Source organism: Candidatus Limimorpha avicola, from assembly GCF_056978975.1.
On the sequence record NZ_DBMCYK010000009.1, the window covers coordinates 59,659 to 83,220 of the forward strand.

The window sequence follows — 23,562 nt, forward strand, 5'->3', positions numbered from 1 at the left end:
TTCAATAAAAATTATAAAAAAATCACTTCTCAAGTGTGCAATGAATGGATTGGCAAAAATACAAAAAATATTATAAATGAATTAAAAAAGTGGTTTCTTATTTTTTTAACTTATAAATAATGGAAAACAATTGATTAAAAAATTCAACGGCTTTGTCGGATGATGTTTATCATGGTGGCAAAGCCGTCTCTTGTCAGATTATGTATTTTCTATATATAATGTGTGTCTTATTTTAAATATTGGGGTCCCATCTCATAATAAATATCTTTTGGAATACCCATAGAATTGACTTTGTCAAGATCTTGTTGTAGTGTAGGTTTGATGATACCGTCAGTGGCGATCCATTCCTTAACGAAATCATAGTTGCCATCGCCTTGTGCCACGAGTATCTCGCCGCCGAGTTTTTCTACTGCGAGTTTCATCTTGTCAAAATCTATGGAATACAATCCTTCGGCATTGCGTGTGAAAGCTCCTTCTCTCTCTAAGAAGTTAAATGTCAACATATTGGCTTTGCCGTGAGCTGATGCTGCGCCGAAACGCACCGAACGGAAGATACCAGCCATGAATGTGGTGTAGTTTTCAAGTAAAGTTGAGTTGTTGTATTCTCCCATCTCATACAGTTTAGTGACGAGGAACAGTCCGAGAATGTCGGCTTTGGCTTCTTCTATGGCAGAATATTGTTCTTTAAGAGCATGACGTACAGTGCCTTTGCCGTCTAAGGTGTTTTTGATGCCGAGTCCGTGGGCTACTTCATGGAACATCACATTGGCAAAGAATGCATCGAAATTGACATTGTCGCGTGACTCCGGTGTCATAAGCACATTGGAGATTGGAACCAATATCTTATCGAATTTGGCTTGCATGGCATTTTTCAACTGTAATTTGCGCGTGCCTTTTTGAAGTTGTACCTTTTCGTCATTGGGAAGGTTGATGGCAATGGTCTTGCTTCCCATATTACAGTCTCCTCCGTAGAATACCACGTCATAGACGGCGAGGTCAGCATCGCTGCCGGGTTTTTCTTTCTTGTATTCTTCTTTTACAGGAAGTTTGGTTTGAAGCTCAGGCAAGAGTTCAGCATAATGTGAGAGTTTGCTGCTCCAGTCCTGGTCTTTGATAAGAATGAATGCCTCATGAGCAGCCTTGTATCCGAACAGAGCATCTACATAGTTTTCTATAGGACCTACCACAAAATCGACATTATTGTTGCGAACATCCATCCAAGCCATGTCGCTTTCGAAATATTCGTCGGTGAGCAGTGCATCGGCTCTCAGTTTAAGATAATTGGCAAATTCTTTGTCGCCGGCGAGTTCTGAAGCCTTCATCAGCAGATCTGCAGCCGTTTTTATTTGTTCTGAGTAAGCATCGTGATACCAAACAGTCTGTAAGTTTCCGTTATTGTCACGTCGTATTAAGGTGTAAAGACTTGTCTTGTCAGGGTTATCCCATTCTTCGAATTCTTCTATCGTCATGTCGGAAGGATAGAAATTGGCACCTGCAGGCATTGCCCCGTATCCGTCGATGAAACTTTTAAGACCGTCGAGTTGATCCCATGGTCCGTAATTTATTTCAGCAAAGATACGAGCATCTGGGTCTGTGATGCTGTTGAGAAATTCTTCCTTGTCACCACCGAAGTTTTGTGTCCAGAAGATGTCATCCATAATCTTGCCTGCTTCAAAAAGATAATCGAGCATCTTCTTCTCGTTGTCACTCAGATGGCTTATGTCGGAGGTCAAGGTGACTTTGGCATACTGATTAGCCATTTCCGCATAGTTTTTTCCGTCTTTTTGGGTGTCTTGTGTCTGTTTTTTTTGTGGTTCTCCACAACTTGTAATAACTGCTGCCATTGTTATTACCATTGCTATGTTTAATAATTTCATAATGTATATTTAATTAGTTAAAAAATCAGAATAAAGATATCAGCCATAAAATATCATTATAGAATTGTTTGAAATACATGACAAACGCATCGATGACGTTTATGGGAACCTTTTGAACGCTTCCCATGGAATATAATATTATTGAGATGTTGAAAATCACGAAAGTTATGATAAATACCACGGAACGGAAAATGCCGCATGTTTTCAGGTCTGTCTGGTCGAATCTGGTGTCTTTTTTCCAAACTTTCAGATAAAACATGAGAGTAATACCGATGATAACATCAATTATAGGCAGACATTCGTCTTTTATCATCAGTCTTATTAACAATAGAATATATGTCAAATATGGTAAGGTGTAAGGTGCGAGATAAAACAGTATGTTGGGATTTTTTGTTCCGATTGTAACAAAACCGAGGTTTGATTCGTCGGGAGCCATGCTGTCTTTTGATTTGGCATGAAATTCATATATCCTTCGTCTCAGGAAAAGACCTCCAACGAGCATGTGCGCCCCTTCATGCGACATGGTTTGTAAAATATCGAGATTTTTTCTGAAAAACAGTCTTTCAACTATGAAATATAGTAACAGACCTGCTGCAAGGAAAATATAACCGAAATAATCACCGGTTTTGCAGGAATTGAATACAAATTGTCCGCAACGAAACACCTCGAATATTGCAATCAGAGCAGTTAAAGTAAAAAATATTGATGAGATGATTTTCCAAAATGACTTCATGCCTGTAGTTTTAGTTAAGACACATTAAATTTTTACGGGTGTAAAGATAATAAAAAAATGATTCGCAAAATAAATATTTCAAACAAACAGTTCTGCTGCTATGCCGTCGGCAAATAACATCCCACGGTTTGATAATATAAAGGTACTGTTTTTTTTCTTAACCATGCCTGTATCTAAATGTTTTTTTATGAGTCGTTCAAAATGTGAGGCATATTCGTTGCCGAAAGAGTTCCGTATCTGTTCAGTGTCGCAGCCGAAAAATGTTCGCAGTGATGTCATGACATATTCGTTGTATCTGTCGTTAAGTGAGAGAGATTCTTTCTCGATAATGCTGTTGCTGACACCTGCTGTTTTAATATATTGTTTGATATTGGAAACGTTCCACTGTCGAGATATGCCGTTATAGGAATGAGCAGCGGCTCCCAACCCGAGATAGTTGCCTCCGGTCCAATAGATACTGTTGTGTTTGGAGTAATGTCCCGGCATGGCGAAGTTGGATATCTCGTAATGTATGAATCCTTGTTGTTCAGTGCGTTGTGTCAATATCTCATAGTGACGTATGCTTTCATCTTCGTTGACGGCTTTGGCAGTGCCTTTAGCAATACTCTGTCCTAAAACAGTATTGTTTTCTATGGTGAGGGCGTATGCCGACAAATGCTTCATTCCTGTAGAGAAGAAAATGTCGAGGTTTTTATTCCATTTCTCATCTGTAAGAGTAGGAATGCCGTATATAAGGTCGAGGGTGCTTTTGGAAAATCCAATGGCATTGATGTCGTCGATTACTTGTAAAGCGTGCTGCGAGTTGTGACGCCGGCATAGATATTTTAAATCATCATCGAAGAAACTCTGTATTCCTATGCTAATGCGGTTGATACCTGCCTCTTTGAAGTCTTTCAATGATGTCCTGTCGATGGTATCGGGATTGGCTTCGAGGGTTATCTCAGGTTCGCTGTCAATGTTGTAATTATCTTTCAATAACTTTAATATAGAATCTATCTGTTTGGCAGTCAGTAGAGAAGGAGTGCCTCCGCCGAAATATATTGTATGCACTTCTTCATCACCTATATAGGTGCGTCTCGACAAGGCTTCTCTTTTCAATGCATCTATGTATTCACTGCATTGCCGTTGATCTACGGAAGAGAAAAAACTGCAATATGCGCATTTGCTTTTGCAAAAAGGAATATGTATATAGATACCGGCCATGTTGCAAATATATTACATTTTGCTTTATGTCAAGTAAAAGACAGCCGGTTTGGGTTTCCGGCCATCTTTCGGAGTAGTAATGATATGAAAAGGGTATCTAAAAAAATGAAAAAGAATTTTATTTTATTTTCATTGATATAAACCAAAAGTATAAAATAATGTTCAAAAAGAAATGTTATTTTTTAAGATATAACAACAATATTGTTAAGAATTATTGCGTAACTTCGTCTCGCCAAAGTTTAGTCCGATGGATAATGTCAACAGTTATAATTATAATCTTGAATTGGTGAGATTTTATGTTGAAAACACCGATAGGAACATCTTTCTTACCGGTAAGGCAGGCACCGGCAAAACTACATTTTTGAGGGATCTTGCCGCTACCACGTTTAAACGTATGGTGATACTTGCACCTACGGGTGTGGCAGCCATCAATGCGGGAGGTATGACCATTCATTCGTTTTTTCAGATGCCTTTTGGTCCACAAATACCTGATGATGTCAGAGTTATTGACAGTGCGGATGTTGTGATCCCTTTTGCATCACGCAACATAAAGAAGATAAGAAAACAGAAAATGAAGTTGATACGCAGCCTTGACCTTATAGTCATCGATGAGATAAGCATGGTACGTTCTGATTTGCTCGATGCCGTGGATTCGGTGTTACGCGGTCTTCGTCATTCCGACAAACCTTTTGGAGGCGTACAGATGTTGATGATAGGCGATATTCACCAGTTGGCACCGGTTGCCAAACAGGAAGAATGGGAGCTGTTGAAACCTTATTATAAATCGGTTTATTTTTTCGATAGTCATGTGCTGCAAAAGTCTTCATATATCAGCGTTGAACTTGACCATGTTTATCGACAGGCTGACAAAGACTTCGTGGATTTACTCAATAAGGTGAGAGACAACAGGTTGGACTCGACGGGGTTGGCAATGCTTAACAAATGCTATCGTCCGGATTTTAAACCTGACGAAGAGGATGGTTATGTCACTTTGATGACACATAACAGTCAGGTCGATGATTTCAATGAAGACAAAATGGCATCTTTGGATACAAAAAAGAAGATATTTCATGCTGATATTAATGGGAATTTTCCGGAAAACTCATATCCTACTAAAGATGTACTCGTATTGAAAGTCAATGCACAGGTCATGTTCGTGAAAAATGACCCGTCTGTGGAAAAAGCATATTATAATGGCAAAATAGGCAAGGTGATGGATTTTGATGATGATAATGGTACTGTCATGGTGAGATGTAAAGACGAGATAGTAAAGGTGACTCCGGTAAAATGGGAAAACGTGGAATATGTCGTGAACGAGAAAACTGGCGAGATAGAGGAGAATGTCTTGGGGTCATTCCAACAGATACCTTTGAAATTGGCGTGGGCTATTACTATTCACAAAAGCCAGGGGCTTACTTTTGACAAACTTGTCATAGATGCTTCAAGGGCTTTTGCTCATGGACAGATATATGTGGCATTGAGCCGTTGTACTTCATTAGAGGGTCTCGTACTTCGTTCCAAGTTGACAAGTAGAACGTTGACACCGGACTACAATATCAGTAGTTTTCTTTGCGATATGGAAAAGAAAAACCCGGATGAGAACCAGATGCAGTCCGACAAGGAGAGATATGAATATTCTATGTTGATAGAATTGTTTGATTTTAAAGAACTTGATGAAAGACTTGCCAAACTCTTCAATGTGGTGTTCGAGAATAAGAATATTTTTGACAGAAAAGTAATAGAAAAAGGCTTTGAACTGAAAAGTGTTATTTATAACAATGTAGTAACAGTGGCACAGAGATTCAAAAAACAGATAGATGTCATGGTGGCGCAGCAGTCGGATGTTGAGAATAATGCTGTGTTGCAAGGACGTATAATAAAAGGATGCGAATATTTTAAAAAATCCATTGCTGTATTGGAAGATATCAGGACACTCGCGTTGGATACTGAGAATGTCGCTGTTAATAATGATATTCAGGAAGCATTGGTGGCTTTGTCGGAGGTGGTGTTTGTAAAAAACAGATGTCTCGATATCGCCGGCAAGGGCTTTGACGTGAAAGACTATCTGCGAGTGCGCAACAAGGCGCACGTCGATTTCGTGTTCAATAAGAAAGACTTGAAACGTCAGGAATTAAAGATGTCAAAGGAGGACAGATTGCTGTATAACACTTTGATGGATTGGAGAAAAGAAAAAGCTGATGATAATAATGTGACTCAGGTACAGATTCTTCCTAAAAAAGTTATTGAAGAAATAGTGAGAAATAAACCGGTAAATAGGAGTGACCTTAAACGTATAGCAAAACTCGGACTGACGAAGATAAAGAAATTCGGTGCCGAGATTATCAATATGGTGTTGTCTTCTCAGGGCTTTGATGTTGTAGAAGATAAGAAAAAAGATATAGACTCTGATATTTTGACAGATACCGAGAATAAGACTAAAGAATTGTTTGACAGAGGTTTAACAATAGAAGATGTAAGCAGAGAAAGGGGTATATCGAAAACTACTGTAGAGAATCATATATGTAAGATTATTCAGAAAGGATGTATGGATGTCCGTTCTTTCGTTACTGATGATAAGATAAAACTGATGAAAGAGTATTTTGTCGAATGTCGGGACCCTTCTCTCAGTGCAGCACGTGACGTCCTTGGAGAAGATTACAGTTATTTTGAATTAAAAGCAGTGTTGGCGGCATTGCGTGCCGGAAAAATAATCGATTATTAAACAGCTTATACGTGTAAATAAGGATGTTTTTGATATTGTTACAAAAAGTGTGTCTGAAAACACCTGTCTTCGACTGGCTTGCGAGGTTTTGGCTCCCTCGAAAAATCGTGGTACACGGGCAAGTATAAAGGAGAATGGAATTGACAAACTTATAATATCGAGGATAGTTCTATTATACTATGAATGTTTGACATACATCTGACCAAAGAGAAATTTAAACATAGAAGATAGACCTCATCGAGGGATTGTAATATTTTTATTAGTAATAATGTTGTTAGTAATAACAATATTTACTATCTTTGCATCAGAATAATAATTGAAGATGATGGAGAATAAGCCTTTTATATTCGGTGTGGCAACTTCGGGGGATAACTTTACTGATCGGGAGAAAGAGACGGAGCGTTTGTTGTTGAACTTCCGTTATGGCGTAAACACAGTACTGATTTCACCCCGTCGATGGGGTAAGACCTCATTGGTACAGAAAGTGTGTCGTTTGGCACAATCTGACAAATTGAAAGTTGTGTATCTTGATATTTTCTCCTGTCGTAGTGAGCAGGATTTTTATGATGCGTTTGCTGTTGCTGTTCTCAAACAAACATCTTCGAAATTGGATGAGTGGCTTGAAAATGTCAAGTTGTTTCTTTCGCGAATCACCCCTAAAATATCGATGGGTATAGACCCGATGAAGGATTTCTCCATATCGCTTGAAATGAATCCCAAAAGCAACGACATCGATGAAATTCTGCATCTGCCCGAGAAAATAGCTCAAAAGAAAGGTTGCAGTATCGTTGTTTGCATTGATGAGTTCCAACAGATTGCAGAGTTCAAGGATTCCAAAACCTTTCAGAAGCGCTTGCGCTCGGTTTGGCAGTTGCAGAAATCCGTGTCCTATTGCCTTTTCGGAAGCAAGAAACATCTGATGAACGAACTGTTCGAGAAAAAGAGTTATCCGTTTTATAAATTCGGAGATACAATTTATCTGTCAAAAATCGGGACACGAGATTGGATAGAGTATATTTGCAGACGGTTTGAAGTTACCGGCAAACAAATCCCGGAAGAGTTGGCCGAGAAGATATGCCAAAGAGTGGATAATCATTCTTCGTATGTGCAGCAGTTGGCATGGTTAGTATGGGTTCATACGGATAAAGTTGCAACAGAGCAGGATTTCGAGGCAGCCTATCAGGATATCATCGACCAGAACACTCCGTTATTTGAAAAGCAGACCGAGAGTCTGACAACATATCAGATGAATTTTCTGCGAGCTGTTATAGATGGAGTTCACAGCGAGTTTACTACACAGGAGGTTCTGCATAAATATCAGCTCGGTTCGTCAGCCAATGTCAGTATTTTAAAACGGGCTTTGGTCAAAAAAGAACTTATAGAGATCGAGAAATGTCAGGTGGTGATTCCAGACCCTGTCATGGTAGTGTGGCTGAAACGGGAATTAGAAAGATAACAAAGAGGGAAACGTGAACTATATGACTAATAATACATTTCAAGCTGATATTCGCGAAAACGAAATTCTTGAACGGTCATCCGAGCTGCTCTCGATGCTGCTGATGGATCGAACTTTAAGTACGGAAGACTGTCAAGTCAATATATTTTGGGCGACAAACAATTATGCCGAATTAGGTGTCGGATATCAGTATGGAGATCAAATAACAATAAATGCTATTACGGGTAAAAATGGAGAAATAATCAAGCCTCGTGCCGTCAAAAGTCGTGAAATGCAGCAACAGCGCAGTCGTGAAATGGCCGAAGTTTTCACTCCGTCATGGATCTGCAACAAGCAAAACAATCTTATTGACAATGCTTGGTTTGGACGGGAAAATGTATTTAATAGAGAGGTGGATAATCCTGACGGTTCACATTCGTGGATTCCATCAGAGGGAAAAATAGTATTTCCTGAAAATAAAACGTGGCATGATTACGTCAAAGAGAATCGCCTTGAAATCACCTGTGGAGAGGCTCCCTATCTGGTGAGCCGATATGATTCCGTAACCGGAGAGCCGATACCGATAGAACGAAGGATAGGATTGCTCGATAGAAAATTACGTATTGTCGGGGAAAATACGGAGACCACAAGCGAATGGCTAAAAGCTGCCCAATCGGCATATATGAGTGTTTACGGTTATGAATGGCAGGGAGACAACCTCGTTCTTGCCCGGGAGGCTCTTTTATATACCTTCATTGACTATTACAAAGCAAAGTTTGGCAAAATGCCGCAACTCAATTCGTTGCAATATATTGCTTCCATCATTTCATGGAACATTTGGCAGATGGACGGTTTGAAAGGGGTGATCCCGGGAAGCTGCCATAGCGTGCAACAAACAGTCCGGAATCTGTTTGATTCGAGCGTAACGGTTCAAGAATGTGAAGGTTGCCGGAAAGGCAATATTCACAAACATAATGGCACCTATTGCAAGATTAAAGATTGGAGCAGCAATAAAACGCTGACTTTTGTCTCACTGTTAAAGAAAGGGAAATAGTATGGCAGACGCAAATCTAAAAATAGATACAACACTTTTCGATGGTTTGATCGTAGGGCGGGTCGAGCCGCATATCTATGCATTCTCGACAGAAACGGTACCCAACTACTTGAAAGTCGGCGATACGACACGAGGCGTACTAATACGTTTAGACGAGTGGAAAAAAATATTCCCGAATCTGGTGCAGCAGTACGAGCATTCGGCACAGATAGATGAAGAGACTATTTTCCGTGATTTTGCTGTCCATGCCTTTTTGGAGCAAGAAAAAGGCAGGACCCGGTTATTGCCGGAAACGTTTGATCTGCCTTATTATTCAAAGGAGTTCTTTGAAGGGGCAACAACCGCGGATCTGGAAGAGGCCATATCGGACATATATCAAAGTGCACGGGAGAAAAACGGCAAATATCAGTTTTATTCTCCTGATCGCTTACCTCAAACATTTACCTACGAACGAACGGATAACTATCCTCCCCGAGCCAATCAGCAGCAGGTCATTGACAACTTCAGAAATGCCGTGGCTGCCGGACGCAACAACCTGTTGCTGTATGCCGTAATGCGGTTCGGCAAGTCTTTCACGGCCATGTGCTGCGCCAAAGAGATGGATGCCAAAATTGTGGTTATCGTTTCCGCTAAAGGCGATGTCATGGAGGAGTGGAAAAAGACGGTTGAGAGCCATGTTTACTTTGCCGAGTATAAATTCCTGAACAGCAAATCATTGCTAAGTGATGAAAGGGCTGTTTCAAACACTCTTGCAGCCGGTGGCAAGGTCGCGATTTGCCTGACATTACAAGACCTGCAGGGAGACGAGATCAAGGCAAAGCATAAAGAGGTTTTTGAACATCAGATTGATCTGCTGATTATTGATGAAACACATTACGGCGTCCGTGGCGCTTCCTACGGAAAGGTCCTGCGACAATACAACCTCAGCAAATCACAGATTGAGAAAGAACTGCAAAGTGTCGATGGCTTTGAAACGCTCGATCAGGTTGACGAGGCTGTCAAAGTCTTGAATGCGAAAATTCGCATACATCTTTCCGGAACGCCATACCGAATTTTGATGAGCGATGAATTCAAAAAGGAGGACATTATTGCCTTTGTCCAGTTTACGGACATTATCGACGCACAGAAACAGTGGGATGACGAGCATCTCAAAGAGGATGACTGCAACGAATGGGATAATCCTTATTATGGTTTCCCACAGATGATTCGCTTTGCGTTCAATCCGAATGCCTCTTCCGTGAAAAAGATGGAGGAATTGCGTAAAAAAGGAATTACCTACGCATTTTCCGAGTTGTTCCGGCCTCGCTCGATGACGCCTAAAGCAAACGGCAGCCATCGGCAATTTTTACACGAACCGGAGATCCTGGATTTGCTGGAGGTAATCGACGGTACAAAAGAGGATGAGAATCTGCTCGGCTTTCTCGATTACGACAAAATCAAGGAGAGTAAGATGTGCCGTCATATTGTTGTCGTGCTGCCTTTCCGTGCCTCATGCGACGCTATGGCCGCATTGATTCAACGCGAAAAGGACCGATTCAAAAATCTGCAGTACTACGACGTTATCAACATAGCAGGCTTTGACGAAGAGCATAAATATACGACTACGGATATTGTCAAAGGGAAGATCAAGGCTTGTGAAGAGGAGGGGCGCAAAACTCTGACGTTGACTGTTAACCGGATGCTGACCGGAACAACCGTTCCGCAATGGGACACGATGCTTTATCTCAAGGGAACAGCATCTCCACAGGAATACGATCAGGCTATATTCCGTTTGCAGAATCAATACATTACCACCTTCAAAGGCGAAAGCGGAAGAACTATCAAATACAACATGAAGCCGCAGACATTGTTGGTGGATTTCGATCCGAATCGCATGTTCCGGTTGCAGGAGCTGAAATCACAGTTCTATAATGTCAATACGGAGGTTCAGGGTAATGCGAGTTTGAGAGACCGCATCGCAAAAGAGTTGGCGATATCTCCTATCATCGTACTGAATAAACATAAGCTGCAGGAAGCGACTCCGACCAATATTACGGATGCGGTTCGTGAATATTCCCGAAACCGCAGCGTATTAGACGAGGCATCGGATATCCCGACCGACAGCATTCTGTTGGAAGACGCTGAGATTCTCCATGTTCTGCGGGGGATTGCTCCTGTCGATGCAAAGGGAGGGTTTATGACTAAACCAACAAAAGGGAAGGGCGATGATCTTGATATGCCTGACGCACCCGATACGCCGGAAGGGGCGGAAAACAGAGATGCAGAACCGACCGATCAACCCAATCAACAACCCGATCGGCCGAATTCGGCAGAGGAAGACGATAAACTCGACAAACGGCTCGCCGCCTATTATGCACGCATTCTCTTCTTTGCCTTTCTGACGGATTCAACTGTCAAATCGTTGGAGGAGGTGATTGCCGCGATTCCGGAGACGACGGATAACCGGAGAATCGCCAACCATCTCGGTCTGGACAGAAGGGTTCTGGAGGTAATCCAGGAGAAGAGCAATCCGTTTATTTTGCATGATCTCGACTATAAGATTGAAAATACCAACGATCTGATCCGCGATGCAGCTCTTCTTCCCATGGAGCGGGTAGAGATTGCCATGCGCAGGTTCGGACGTTTGTCCGATTCAGAGATAGTTACCCCTGCGAAGGTCGCCGACGAGATGGTAGCTATCCTGCCTTTTGAAGAGTTGAACGAGAAGGCGGATGCCAAATTCCTCGATATCGCCTCCAAAGAGGGAGAGTTTTCCGTTGCGTTGTATCGAAGATTCGGCGAGAAGGTAAAGCCAAGGTTATATGCAATTGCGACCTCGACCTTGGCCTACGAATTTACGCGTAAGGTTTACACCCTGCTCGGGATGCCGGTTGAAAACATATATGCCGATTTTACTTCATTTGATTTGATTGGCAAAAATAATAATGAGATAATAAAGCAATTAACAGATATGAAATTTGATGTCGTCGTTGGTAATCCTCCGTATCAAAGAAACGACGGAGGAGGAATGGGATCGAGTGCGCCTGCTATTTATAACTATTTTGTTGATGCTGCGCTTACTTTATCTCCCAAGTATATTTGCATCATTACTCCCTCACGTTGGTTTACTGGCGGCCGAGGATTAGAGGAATTTAGGGATAAAATGCTTAATGATAAACATATTCGAATTTTGCACGACTATCCAAACGCTTCAGAATGTTTCCCCGGAGTTGAAATTAAAGGAGGTGTGAGCTATTTCTTAAGAAATAATGATGAAGAGGGTTTATGCAACATAGTAACGCATAATGGAAATGATATTGGCGCTGTAGAGCGTCCAATGCGTGAGCAAAATTCAGAGATATTTATAAGAGATAGTAAGGTAATTGATATTTTACGAAAAATACAAAGTTTCAATGAGCGTAGTTTTTCAGATATAATTAGTACAAATGATCCATTTGGTTATGATATTAGGGAAAATAATAGTTATAAGCGAGTGAAACCGAATTTTGTACTAACTCCGTTTGATGGGAGTATTAAATTTTATTATAATGGATGGCGTAAATATGGAGTTGGTTATATAAGACGAGAAACAGTCAGAAAAAATGTAGCGTGGATAGATGACTATAAAATATTAATACCTAAAGCTTGGGGCATTGGAGACTGTAAAGTAGATTGGATTACACCATTTATTGTAGAACCAGGCTCTTGTTGCACAGAGACATACCTGGTTATAGGTCCATATGATAGTAGGCAAATTGCAGAACATGTTGTTTCTTATATGCAAACAAAATTATTCCATCTATTAGTTTCTATTATTAAAATAACTCAAAATGCGATGCAAAAAGCTTATTCATTTGTTCCAATACAAGATTTCTCAAAATCATGGACAGATGCAGAGCTCTATGCGAAATATGGTTTAACGGCCGAAGAGATTGACTTTATTGAGTCCATGATTAAACCCATGGAATAATAACAGAGTGAAATATGTATAGTTTTTCATTGATGTCCTGTAATAAATTGTTATATGGAATTTATATAAAAGATTATCATTTTAGATAAATTACTTTGAAATCTGACAAATTATTATAAACAGTAGTGTTTCAAAAAGTGTGTAATTGAGATTCATATTTCGACTGCAAATTTATACATTTTTTTAATTTGTCAAATAATTGTCAGAGCAGATCGCGCATGCCTGCCGAAGCGGGCTGCTCTGACAATAACTTTTTATTCCTCCCATCTGAATTTCTTATCTTCCATCTTGAACAATGGTATCTTGTATTCATAACTTCTTCTCGTCATCGCCACATGTCCCAACAACAATATCGTTGATTCCGGATTAGGTAACGCACCTCTCATTTTCGTTGTCCTTTTATAATTCCTGTTTAGTCTCTCTATTCAATTGGTCGTGTATATCATACTTCTTATTTTATAATGATAATCCAAATATGTGAAATAATAAACATTCCTCTCATTGTTCATCTTATTACCAAAAACAGGATAATATTCTTTCCATTTCTTACAGAACTCTTTCCATCTTTCCATTCCTGCTGCTTTCGTATCATTTTATCATCGCAGCTGAATACTTCCTTGAGGTCCATTGTCATCTCTGCCTTGTGCTTGGATTCTTCCTCCTGGTCTCTCAGTAATCCTAATATTACAGGATAAGATATTGTCACAAAAAGTAGAGACGTCATATGATGGTGTCTTTAATATTTTTGTAGTAGTGAAATTTATAAAAAAACAAAACATGAATTTTTCACAGGATAAAGATAAAAATTTGCTTTTTTTCTCACAAAATTACTATCTTTGTAAAATAATCATTAAAATATTATTCGCAATGTTGAAACTAAACAGAATTCATCATGTCGCTATTATATGTTCCGATTACAGGCGCAGTTTGGATTTTTATACTCGGATACTTGGGTTGACTGTAATTGCGGAACACTACAGAGCGGAAAGAGACTCTTATAAATGTGACCTTGCACTTGGTGGCGATTATATCATAGAGTTGTTTTCATATTCTTCCTTACAGCCTTGCATTGAAAATCCTGAGACTGAGACAACCGGGTTGACTCATTTGGCTTTTGAGATTGATGACATGACATCGGCGATGGCAGAACTTGACCGACAGCGGATTCCTCATGAGGAGATACGTATAGACAAATATACCGGAAAGCATTTTGTGTTTTTCCATGACCCTGACGGAATGCCTGTTGAGTTGTATGAGAAATAAATTTGCTGTTAAATGTAAAAAATAAGAATATGCGGAAGAATTTCGGACAGAAAAGTTGGCTTTATCCAATGCCGGTGCTCATAGTAGCGGCATACGACGAGTCGGGTCGCCCTAATGCCATGAATGCAGCATGGGGTGGTATGTTTACAGATGAGACTATTGGCATCTGTATGGCAGAAGAACATAAGACTACACAAAATATATTGAAAACCAAAGCTTTTACAGTGAGTGTAGGTACTGTCGATACAATGGTGGCATGCGACTGTGTCGGTATGGTATCTGGAAATAAAGAACAGGATAAATTTGCTATTGCAGGCTTGCATGCAACGCATTCTGAAATTGTTAATGCCCCTATTATAGATGAGATGCCCATGACATTGGAGTGCGAATTATTGAGTTATGATCCGGAAAGTTGTCATTTGGTAGGAAAAATAGTAAATATTTCCGTTGATGAAAGTGTACTTACCGATGGCAAGATAGACCCGGCTAAGTTACGTCCTATAACATACGACCCTGTGAATCATGATTATATTGAGCTTGGTATAAGGGTGGGCAAGGCTTTTTCAGATGGTAAAAGGTTGTTGAAGAAATAATGTCATGTCTGAAAATTTAGTAATTGCTGATGGCAGCAAGGCAGAGAAATACGCGTTGCTTTACAAACAAATAGTTTCACTTTTGGCAGGCGAGTCCGATACTGTAGCCAATATGGCAAATGTGGCTGCCATGATACATGCCACTTTCGGGTTCTGGTGGACCGGTTTTTACAGAGTCATGGGAGGAGAGTTGGTATTGGGACCTTTTCAAGGACCTTTGGCATGCAGCCGGATACGTTATGGGAGTGGGGTGTGCGGCACTGCATGGAAAAAACAGCAGACACAGATAGTTCCCGATGTGGAACAGTTTCCGGGACATATTGCCTGTAGCACCGCCTCACGAAGCGAGATAGTAGTCCCGGTTTGGCATGGTGGACAGATAACCGCTGTGCTTGACATTGACAGTGAACATTTTAATACTTTCGATGACGAAGATCGGATATGGCTTGAAAAGATTGTAGCATTGCTCTGACGGTCAGCTGTAGTTTATTTAATAGTAAGAAAGATTACATGTTGTTAAAACATGGTGATATTGTTATAGAATTAGCAAATGTGACCAAAAAGGTTGACATATATATTTTAGTTGTAAATTTTATTTCTTGAAAAACTTTTGTTGAGTAGTAATGAAGAGAACCCGTACAGCAACATAGAACTGTACGGGTTGGGTAATTGAAAAGGTTGATTACAGAAAAAATCTAAGTGTATGGATTATTCTTCTTCTGATTTCAAGGTTTGGTCACCGCCCAAGGCGTGATATAAGTTGATAACACTTTGAATCATTTCAAATTTGTCTTGTGCCTGTGCTGTTTGAGCTGAGAGCAAAGATTGTTGAGCTGTTAGTACATCCAAATAGGTGGTTGAGGTATGTTCCATTAGTTTTTCAGTTTTATTGACGGCAGTGATTAGCGATGACACCTGATGTGAACGCCATTCGCTTTTAGCCAAGGCTGTTTGATATTGTGTAAGTGCATTATTTACCTCAGCACCTGCATTTAGTATAGTTTGTTGGAAAAACAGTTGTGCTTCTTCCTGTTGAGTTTTTGCAATTTTAACTTTATTGATGTTGGAACGGGCGTTTAAAACAGGCATAAAAAGCGAACCTGCGGCAGATAGTAATAAACCTGCCGGATTTGCCACTGTAGAGCCGAGACTGTTAGTCCATCCTGCTGAACCACTGAGGTTTAATGCAGGATATAGGGCAGCACGGGATATGTTGACGGCATAATAGGCTTGTATCAATGATTCTTCTGCATAACGTACATCAGGACGATTGGACAACAGGTTGACAGGAAGTCCTGTTTTAAGTTCTTGAGGAAATTCGGTATTTGATAAAGTGCCACGCTCTATTGCATGAGGCGTTTCGCATAACAGTGTGGACAAAGTGTTTTCGACTTCGTTGATGGAACGTTTTAAGTCTTCGGCACTTGCCTTTACTTCATAATAAGCGCCTTCCATTTGAGCTACTCCTACTTCATTGGCAAGACCGGCATTTTTCATAGAGCGCATGACCTTGACGCTTTTATAAAATTTGTCTGTTGTCTCCAATGCAATGCGCAATTGTTCGTCGAGCATGAGTAAGGTATAATATTGTGTAGCAATCTCGGCAATAAGATTTGTTTGAACGGTCTGACAATAATCCAAACTTTGACGAAAGGAAGAATGTGTCATGCGTTTCGTGTTAGTAAGTTTGCCGAACAGGTCTAATTCCCAACTTGCTGTGACAGGAACGCTATATGTCCATGTACCGGAAACAGATTTGAAAACATTGTTTCCGGCTTCTGGACTGAAATTGAATATTGGAAGATATGCCAAACGTGCTGTTTGTAAATTTGTTCGAGCAGCTTCTACACGGAGTTCGGCACTTTGTATGTCAGTGTTGTTGTCTAAGCCTTTTTGTATTAAAACTTGCAACAGAGGGTCGGTAAAAAGTTCTTTCCAGCACATTGCAACAATGGATGTTGTATCAACAGTATGATATTTTTCACCGAACAATGAGTCGGTAACCAAGTTATCTGGACGTTCATATTTACGGTATATGCCACAACTGCTTGTCAGCAGAAGTAAAGCATTAAGCGTTATTATTATCAGTTTGTTCATTATTTTCATTATTTAATCGTTTTAAATCCTTGATTTCAGCTTCAATGGCCAAGTTTGTTCTTTCGTGTTCCATTGGACGGAAGCGTTCTTCAATCCATTGGAATACAACAAATAATGCTGGAACGAGGAATAATAATACTAAAGTCCCGACGAGCATGCCGCCTACCGCACCGGTTCCCAATGATGAGTTTCCATTGGCACCGACACCATTAGAGAACATTAACGGTATCATACCGAAAATCATGGTTAATGCAGTCATAAGTATAGGACGTAAACGGACCTTTGCGGCGGCGATGGCGGCCTGTGTCAGGCTCATTCCGGCTTTGCGGTGTTTGGTGGCATATTCGGTAATCAGAATAGCCGTTTTTGCCAGTAACCCGATTAACATGATGATGCCTGTTTGCAGGTAAATGTTGTTGTCTAATTCAAATAGTTTGGCAAACAGAAAGCTGCCCATAAGTCCGCAGGGTACGGAAATAATGACAGCAATCGGGATAAATATACTTTCGTAGAATGCGCACAGAATCAAATAAACAAGTACAATACAAATGACAAATATGATAATGGAACGATTTGTTGTATTGTTTTCTTCACGTGTGATGCCGGAAAACTCAAAATCATATCCTCTTGGTAACGTTTGTTCTGCTACTTCATGAATGGCTTTTATGGCATCACCTGAAGAATATCCATCGGCAGCAGAACCGTTTATGGCAATAGATGAATACATGTTGAATCTGTTGAGAGATTGTGGCTCGTAAACTTTGGTAAGTGTCAAAAAATAGTTTAATGGTGCCATTTCTCCGTTGTTCATGCGTACATAGGTGTTTTCCAATGTTTCAGGACTTATCCTGTATTTGGGGTCGGCTTGTATGGTTACACGATAAACATGAGAAAAACGGTTAATGTTGGAAACGTATTGTCCTCCATAATAGCCTGATAATGTTGATAATACAGTGGCAGGAGATACTCCGGCTCGTTTGCATTTTGCAGCATCGACATCAACCATGTATTGTGGATATTCAGGATTGAATGATGTGTATGCTACTTCAATCTCAGGACGTTCATTTAAAGTATTAATGAAATTTTGAGTAATATCGAAAAATTCATTTATATCACCATCGTTTTTATCTTGCAAGTGCATCTCGAATCCATTTGTCATGCCATAGCCAGTAATGACAGGAGGAGCAACAGGCATGATTTGAGCGTCTTTTATGTCGGCAGTACGTTCCCTGATTTCTGTAATAAGGGCATTTATCTTGTCGGATTGATCTTTACGATAATTCCAGTTTTTCAGACTTAATACCATCATTCCAAATGAACTTCCATTACCTGCAACAGTACCTGCACCGCTGACGATAGAACTTAGTTTTATTTGTTCCATATCTTCTATACGTTTGCTTACTTCGTTCATGATATTATCGGTGTTTTGTAGCGAACTTCCCGGTTTTGCTGTTACATTGACCATTATGGTTCCCATATCTTCGTCCGGTACAAATCCTGTTTTGGTAGTTGTCATGAATACAATGAGTAAGGTGATGCAAATGGCAATAATACTCCACATCGCCCATTTTTTACGGATAAAAAACAAAACACCGTATTTATAGTGATTGACGACAGCATTGAAAGAAGTCGTAAATGTTTTTCTGAAGCGAGTGGAGAAGTTGTTTATTTCATTTCCATTTTCATCAATATAAGGCTTCATCAATATGGCGCATAAAGCCGGTGAAAGTGTCAATGCATTAATTGCGGATATTCCTACTGCTACAGCCATGGTGATTCCGAATTGAGTATAGAAAATACCGGAAGTACCACCCATCATGGATACCGGAATAAATACTGCCATGAATACTAATGTAGAAGTAATGATGGCACCGGTGATGCCGCCCATGGCGTCATTTGTTGCCTGATATGAAGACTTGAAACCGATGTCGAATCTTGCTTGAACAGCTTCCACAACTACAATGGCATTATCGACGACTGTACCTATTGCCAGTACAAGTGCGAATAGTGTTAAAAGGTTAATGGTAAAACCGGCTAATGCCATAAAAGCAAATGTACCTATTAATGATACAATAATGGAAATGGACGGTATAAGAGTCGCCCGTATGTCTTGAAGAAAGAAATACACTACCAAAACTACCAATATGAATGCTGCAACTAATGATTTGAATACTTCCGCCATGGATGCGTATAGAAAATCATTTACACTCATTAAAGTATCGATTTCTATGTCGTCCGGGAGGTCCTTTTTTACTTCTTCCAATAAGTCGTCAATGGTATTCACTACTTCTGTGGCATTGGAGCCTGCAGTTTGGAATATCATAAACTGAATGCCGGGATGTCCGTTTATTTTAGATTCATAGTCGTAAGATTCTAATCCCAATTCTATCTTGGCTACATCTTTCAGACGCAGTATTTCACCGTCCGGCAGAGCACTTATTACAATCTCTCCAAATTCTTCCGGTGTAAGCTTTCTGCCTCGGTATTTCATTGTGTATTCGTATGTGGAAGATGAATTTGCTCCGAATGAACCGGTCGCTGATTCAATATTTTGCTCTGATAGCACATTGGTAATATCATCCGGAATTAGATTGTGCTGAGCCATTGCGCTCGGATTGAGCCATATTCGCATACTATATTGATTGGAATGCAACAATACATCACCGACACCTTTAATACGTTTTAACTGAGGTTCCAGATTTATTTTCATATAATTGGCTAAAAATTTAGTGTCATAAGTCCCATTAGGACTGTGCAGGGATACAATTTTCAGCATGCTGTTTTGACGTTTTAATACTGTAACACCTATACGAGTTACTTCTGCCGGAAGAGAACCTGCAGCCTGAGAGATACGGTTTTGTACGTTTACTGTAGCCATGTCAGGATCTGTTCCTTGTCTGAAATAAACGTTTATACTTATTGAACCTGAATTAGTAGATGTGGATTGCATGTAGTCCATGTTTTCTACTCCGTTAATAGATTCTTCCAAAGGTGCAATCACTGATTTTTGTATGGTTTCGGCACTTGCACCCGGATAGGAGGTCCTTACCAAGACGGTAGGTGGTGCAATGTCGGGATATTGTTCAATAGGAAGGGTTAATATGCCTATGATACCTGCCAATAAAAGTAATACTGATATTACACTCGAAAGTATAGGTCTTTCTATGAAAACTTTTAGATTCATATATTATTCCTCCTTTGTTTCGATGACAGTACCATCCTGTAACAGACCTACACCTTCGGCAACAATGACGTCACCTTCGTTAAGACCTGAGGTTACTATGTAGTGTTCGGCGTCATTTGTCAGTAAGACGTTTATGTTGCATGATGTCGCTATGCCGTCAATAACTTTATATACAAATATCATATCTTGTATTTCAAAAGTAGTATTACAAGGAATGACAATGCTGTTTGGATAATTTTGAGTCAAAACGACATTGCCGGATGCACCGCTGTGAAGTAGTCCTCCATTATTTGGAAATACAGCACGTACTGACACGCTGCCGGTGCTGGGATCTATTACACCACTGATGGTTTCAATATGACCTTCATCATGGTATATCGAACCGTTGTTGAGTTGTAACTTTACTTTTGGGAGACTTGTCAATACTTCTTTCATGGAACCATGTTCACTGCATAATTCGAGCAGTTTGTTTTCTGATAAGGAGAAATATACATACATTTCGGAATTGTCCGATACTGTTGTCAGCGGTTTAGGAAGCGTTGGTGAAACAAGTGCACCTTCGCGATATGGCAATGTGCCTATAACACCGTCTGCCGGACTTAATACCATGGTATATGTCATATCGTTTTTTGCAGTGACTTCCTGAGCTTGGGCTTGAGCTAATTGTGCTTTTGCAGTGAGTAAGTCGTTTTTACTTGTTTGCAGGTCAAATTGAGAAATAACACTGTCTGCATGTAATGCTTGTTTACTTTCATAAACCAATTGTGCCGTGGCAACAGCGGCTTCTGCAGCTTTTACATTGGCTTCAGCCATTTGTAATGCCGCTTTAAACGGAACTTGATCAATGATAAATAATGATTCTCCTTTTTTAACGCTTTGTCCTTCTTTTACACAGACATTGGAAATGGTACCCGAGACTTGAGGATAAATATCAATGTCTTGACGCCCTTGGATGGAAGCCGGATAACTGCTTGATATTTCAGCATCAGTGGTTTTAATGGTGATGACTTTATAAACCGGATTGTCAACTTCCTCAGGCACTTGCTCGCAACTGAAATTAAGCAAAATGCATATCAATACAATAGATAATTTGATAACTTTTCTTTTCATATTTATATATTTTCTTTTCAAATCATACTCCCTTGTTTTGTAATCGCAAAATTATATGTTATGGATGACCCGTATTTTTTCATTATATGATGTATTATTTTCAAAATCGGAACAATTTTTGCAAATAAACTTTTGAAACATTAATGCCGTGTGTAAAAATAATTTATTATGAAAAACAGTCTTATCCTTGGTAATCAGTCGTTTATTATTAGAGATATGGGGTCGGAGATGAATCGGAATCAACCGATAAAACTTCGTGGAGGTGCCATTATGTTATGCAAAAGTGGTCATGCTGAACTGATAGTCAATACAAAAAAATATAATATAAGTACTGGTTCGGAAGCTGTTTTGATGAGTGGAAGTTTTGTCTCTATTAATAATAATACGGAAGATTTTTCATGCACTATATTTTATTTTTCACAGAAGATGTTTTTTCAAGCAAGTTCAAAAATAAAATCTTTTTTGTTTCATCATATTGTTAATGTTCCTGTTTATCATTATCCTCCTGATGCTGTAAAAAGCATGGAACATTATTTCGTATTAATAAAAAGAATGGCTGCTGATACAGCAAACCGTTACAGAGATGTTATTGTCATGTATTTCTTGCGTATCATATTGCTTGATATTTATGACAAGATACAACGTGATTTGAGAGTGGAAGAGCATAGCCGTGGACATACGCACATTCAAGAGATTTTTAATAAATTTATGGATTTACTGATAACGTTCGGGGTGGAACATCATGACGTGAAGTTTTATGCCGACAATTTGTGTATAACAACGCGTTATTTGACTTATATCACAACGGAAATTGCGAATAAAAATCCAAAACAAATCATAGATTCTCATGTAATTCAGGAAATAAAAATCATGCTTACCTTTTCAGACATGACATTGCAACAAATAGCAGATTATTTTCATTTCCCGGACCATTCTTATCTCGGGCGCTATTTTAAACATCATACTAAATATACATTATCCGGCTATAGAGCAAAAATAATGGAAATGTAGTGTCAAAAATATAGACGTATGTCTATTTGAAATATTTGTCTTATTATTTTTTGTTTATAATCAACGAATTGACGAAATACAAATAGTCATATCATTCAAAAACCGGAGCAAGATATTTGGTTAAGAAATAACCGCCTACTACTAACCATACGAACAGAAAAGCGGCAAGTAAAAACGGTTTTGAACCTGCCTGTTTGAATTTCTGGATATTGGTTTCTGTGCCGAGTGCAGTCATTGCCATGGTGAGCATGAAAGTGTCGATATATTCTATTACTCCATTCAGTGGAATCTCTTTTACGTTGTCGGCTTTGAAGAGATACTGCAGCAAAGTGTTCAATATGATGATGCCTATGAAGCCGAAAGCAAACCATGGGATGGTGATTTTTCTTTTTTCTTTGGATGTGTTGTTTCCGTTTTGTTTGTCTCTTTTCAACACGAATCCCATGACGACCAAAACAGGAGCGAGCATCATGACGCGTATCATTTTCGTAATTGTCGCCGTACCTGCTATGCCGAGAGTATCGGTAGGGTCCATGGCGTTACCCGCACCGGCAACATGCGCCACTTCATGCAACGTACTTCCCGTATATATTGCTATCTCAGTATTATTGAGAGCGTCCAACATGCCGGTACGGTACATGACTGGATACAAGAACATGGACAGTGTCCCGAAAATAACTACCGTTGATACGGCAATGGCAGTCTTGTAACTTTCGCATTTGACGACAGGCTCGGCTCCCAATACGGCTGCAGCACCGCAAATGGCACTTCCCGTCGCCGTCATCAGTGCAGTGTCTCTGTCCATTTTCAACATCCGTCCAAACCATATTCCTAAAAAGATGGTACCTACAACTATAATGGTATCTATTATTATGGCAGGAAGTCCTACTGCAATTACCTGTGTCAGAGTGAGCCTGAACCCATATAACACAATGCCGGCACGTAATATCTGTTTGGAGCAGAATTTGATACCCGGTACCCATGTCTCCGGCAACTTGTTGCGCAGACTGTTGGCATACAACATTCCCAAAATGATACCTATAATTAATGGACTTAATGAAAGGTGCTTTATGAATGGTACATCTGCTAAATAAAATGCTGCAAATGAAAATAATCCTATCAACAATATGCCGTGAACAGTATTGGCTCGATTCCCTTTTTCAAACATAATGGTTCGTTTTAATATTAAATAATAAAAAAATAACTTATTAAGCCTGTAATGTGTATTTATAAACAGACTTGATGTTTTTTGCAAAAGCAATGCTTCTGAAGTTAATAAGTGTTATGATAAAACTGTTTTCTTATTAACTGTTACATCAAAGAACTGTCGC

At 39.7% G+C, this 23,562-nt stretch carries 17 protein-coding genes; 8 read left to right on the forward strand and 9 right to left on the reverse strand.

The genetic code is table 11. The annotated features are described in order from the left end of the window. Positions 1-227: 227 nt before the first annotated feature. The 3 genes from ACZOVS_RS05795 to hemW all read right to left on the reverse strand — a co-directional run bounded on the left by ACZOVS_RS05795 (position 228) and on the right by hemW (position 3,813). Positions 228-1,877 carry a dipeptidyl-peptidase 3 family protein gene (locus tag ACZOVS_RS05795; RefSeq protein ID WP_483996290.1) on the reverse strand — a complete coding sequence of 550 codons (1,650 nt, stop codon included), beginning with the start codon at positions 1,875-1,877 and terminating at the stop codon, positions 228-230. Positions 1,878-1,902: 25 nt separating this feature from the next. Further along, positions 1,903-2,610 carry a hypothetical protein gene (locus ACZOVS_RS05800; RefSeq protein WP_483996291.1) on the reverse strand — a complete coding sequence of 236 codons (708 nt, stop codon included), beginning with the start codon at positions 2,608-2,610 and terminating at the stop codon, positions 1,903-1,905. Positions 2,611-2,688: 78 nt separating this feature from the next. Continuing rightward, positions 2,689-3,813 (reverse strand): radical SAM family heme chaperone HemW, encoded by a 1,125-nt coding sequence (hemW, locus tag ACZOVS_RS05805; protein WP_483996292.1) that lies wholly within the window; start codon positions 3,811-3,813, stop codon positions 2,689-2,691. A 247-nt stretch (positions 3,814-4,060) separates the two neighbouring features. On the opposite strand from hemW, the gene ACZOVS_RS05810 reads away from it, so the two are divergent. The 4 genes from ACZOVS_RS05810 to ACZOVS_RS05825 all read left to right on the forward strand — a co-directional run bounded on the left by ACZOVS_RS05810 (position 4,061) and on the right by ACZOVS_RS05825 (position 12,973). After that, positions 4,061-6,535, forward strand: a complete 2,475-nt coding sequence (locus ACZOVS_RS05810; RefSeq protein WP_483996293.1) for a helix-turn-helix domain-containing protein — start codon at positions 4,061-4,063, stop codon at positions 6,533-6,535. 325 nt (positions 6,536-6,860) lie between these two features. Next, on the forward strand, positions 6,861-7,991 hold the full coding sequence (locus ACZOVS_RS05815; protein ID WP_483996312.1) for an AAA family ATPase: 1,131 nt from the start codon (positions 6,861-6,863) through the stop codon (positions 7,989-7,991). Positions 7,992-8,013: 22 nt separating this feature from the next. Beyond that, positions 8,014-9,024 (forward strand): restriction endonuclease subunit M, encoded by a 1,011-nt coding sequence (locus ACZOVS_RS05820; RefSeq protein WP_483996294.1) that lies wholly within the window; start codon positions 8,014-8,016, stop codon positions 9,022-9,024. A gap of 1 nt (position 9,025) precedes the next feature. Continuing rightward, positions 9,026-12,973: an Eco57I restriction-modification methylase domain-containing protein gene (locus ACZOVS_RS05825; protein ID WP_483996295.1), complete on the forward strand. Its 3,948-nt coding sequence runs from the start codon at positions 9,026-9,028 to the stop codon at positions 12,971-12,973. A gap of 254 nt (positions 12,974-13,227) precedes the next feature. Here the strand turns inward: ACZOVS_RS05825 and ACZOVS_RS05830 are convergent, their stop codons facing one another. Beyond that, positions 13,228-13,398, reverse strand: coding sequence for a transposase (locus tag ACZOVS_RS05830; protein WP_483996313.1), 171 nt, complete (start codon positions 13,396-13,398; stop codon positions 13,228-13,230). A gap of 80 nt (positions 13,399-13,478) precedes the next feature. Further along, positions 13,479-13,697: a hypothetical protein gene (locus tag ACZOVS_RS05835; protein WP_483996296.1), complete on the reverse strand. Its 219-nt coding sequence runs from the start codon at positions 13,695-13,697 to the stop codon at positions 13,479-13,481. A gap of 143 nt (positions 13,698-13,840) precedes the next feature. On the opposite strand from ACZOVS_RS05835, the gene gloA2 reads away from it, so the two are divergent. The 3 genes from gloA2 to ACZOVS_RS05850 are packed head-to-tail and all read left to right on the forward strand — an operon-like array spanning position 13,841 to position 15,301. After that, entirely contained in the window at positions 13,841-14,236 is a 396-nt protein-coding gene (gloA2, locus tag ACZOVS_RS05840) for an SMU1112c/YaeR family gloxylase I-like metalloprotein (RefSeq protein ID WP_483996297.1), read from the forward strand. Between the two features lie 29 nt (positions 14,237-14,265). Next, positions 14,266-14,829 carry a flavin reductase family protein gene (locus ACZOVS_RS05845; protein ID WP_483996298.1) on the forward strand — a complete coding sequence of 188 codons (564 nt, stop codon included), beginning with the start codon at positions 14,266-14,268 and terminating at the stop codon, positions 14,827-14,829. Between the two features lie 4 nt (positions 14,830-14,833). Next, the gene (locus ACZOVS_RS05850) at positions 14,834-15,301 is read left to right on the forward strand and encodes a GAF domain-containing protein (protein WP_483996299.1); all 468 of its coding nucleotides are present in this window, start codon (positions 14,834-14,836) and stop codon (positions 15,299-15,301) included. A 236-nt stretch (positions 15,302-15,537) separates the two neighbouring features. Here ACZOVS_RS05850 and ACZOVS_RS05855 read toward each other — a convergent pair whose 3' ends face one another. Genes ACZOVS_RS05855 through ACZOVS_RS05865 form a run of 3 tightly spaced genes read right to left on the reverse strand, consistent with a single transcriptional unit; the run spans position 15,538 to position 21,220 of the window. Next, complete coding sequence (locus ACZOVS_RS05855) at positions 15,538-16,926, reverse strand: TolC family protein (protein ID WP_483996300.1); 1,389 nt, start codon at positions 16,924-16,926, stop codon at positions 15,538-15,540. Then, positions 16,898-20,110, reverse strand: a complete 3,213-nt coding sequence (locus ACZOVS_RS05860) for an efflux RND transporter permease subunit (RefSeq protein ID WP_483996301.1) — start codon at positions 20,108-20,110, stop codon at positions 16,898-16,900. The genes ACZOVS_RS05855 and ACZOVS_RS05860 overlap by 29 nt, the downstream gene beginning before the upstream one ends. Before the next feature lie 3 nt (positions 20,111-20,113). Next, on the reverse strand, positions 20,114-21,220 hold the full coding sequence (locus ACZOVS_RS05865) for an efflux RND transporter periplasmic adaptor subunit (RefSeq protein WP_483996302.1): 1,107 nt from the start codon (positions 21,218-21,220) through the stop codon (positions 20,114-20,116). 168 nt (positions 21,221-21,388) lie between these two features. Between ACZOVS_RS05865 and ACZOVS_RS05870 the strand changes: the two genes are divergently transcribed. Then, complete coding sequence (locus ACZOVS_RS05870) at positions 21,389-22,231, forward strand: helix-turn-helix domain-containing protein (protein ID WP_321584793.1); 843 nt, start codon at positions 21,389-21,391, stop codon at positions 22,229-22,231. Positions 22,232-22,322: 91 nt separating this feature from the next. On the opposite strand, the gene ACZOVS_RS05875 is transcribed toward ACZOVS_RS05870, so the two are convergent. Then, entirely contained in the window at positions 22,323-23,399 is a 1,077-nt protein-coding gene (locus tag ACZOVS_RS05875) for a YeiH family protein (RefSeq protein ID WP_483996303.1), read from the reverse strand. Positions 23,400-23,562 lie beyond the last annotated feature (163 nt).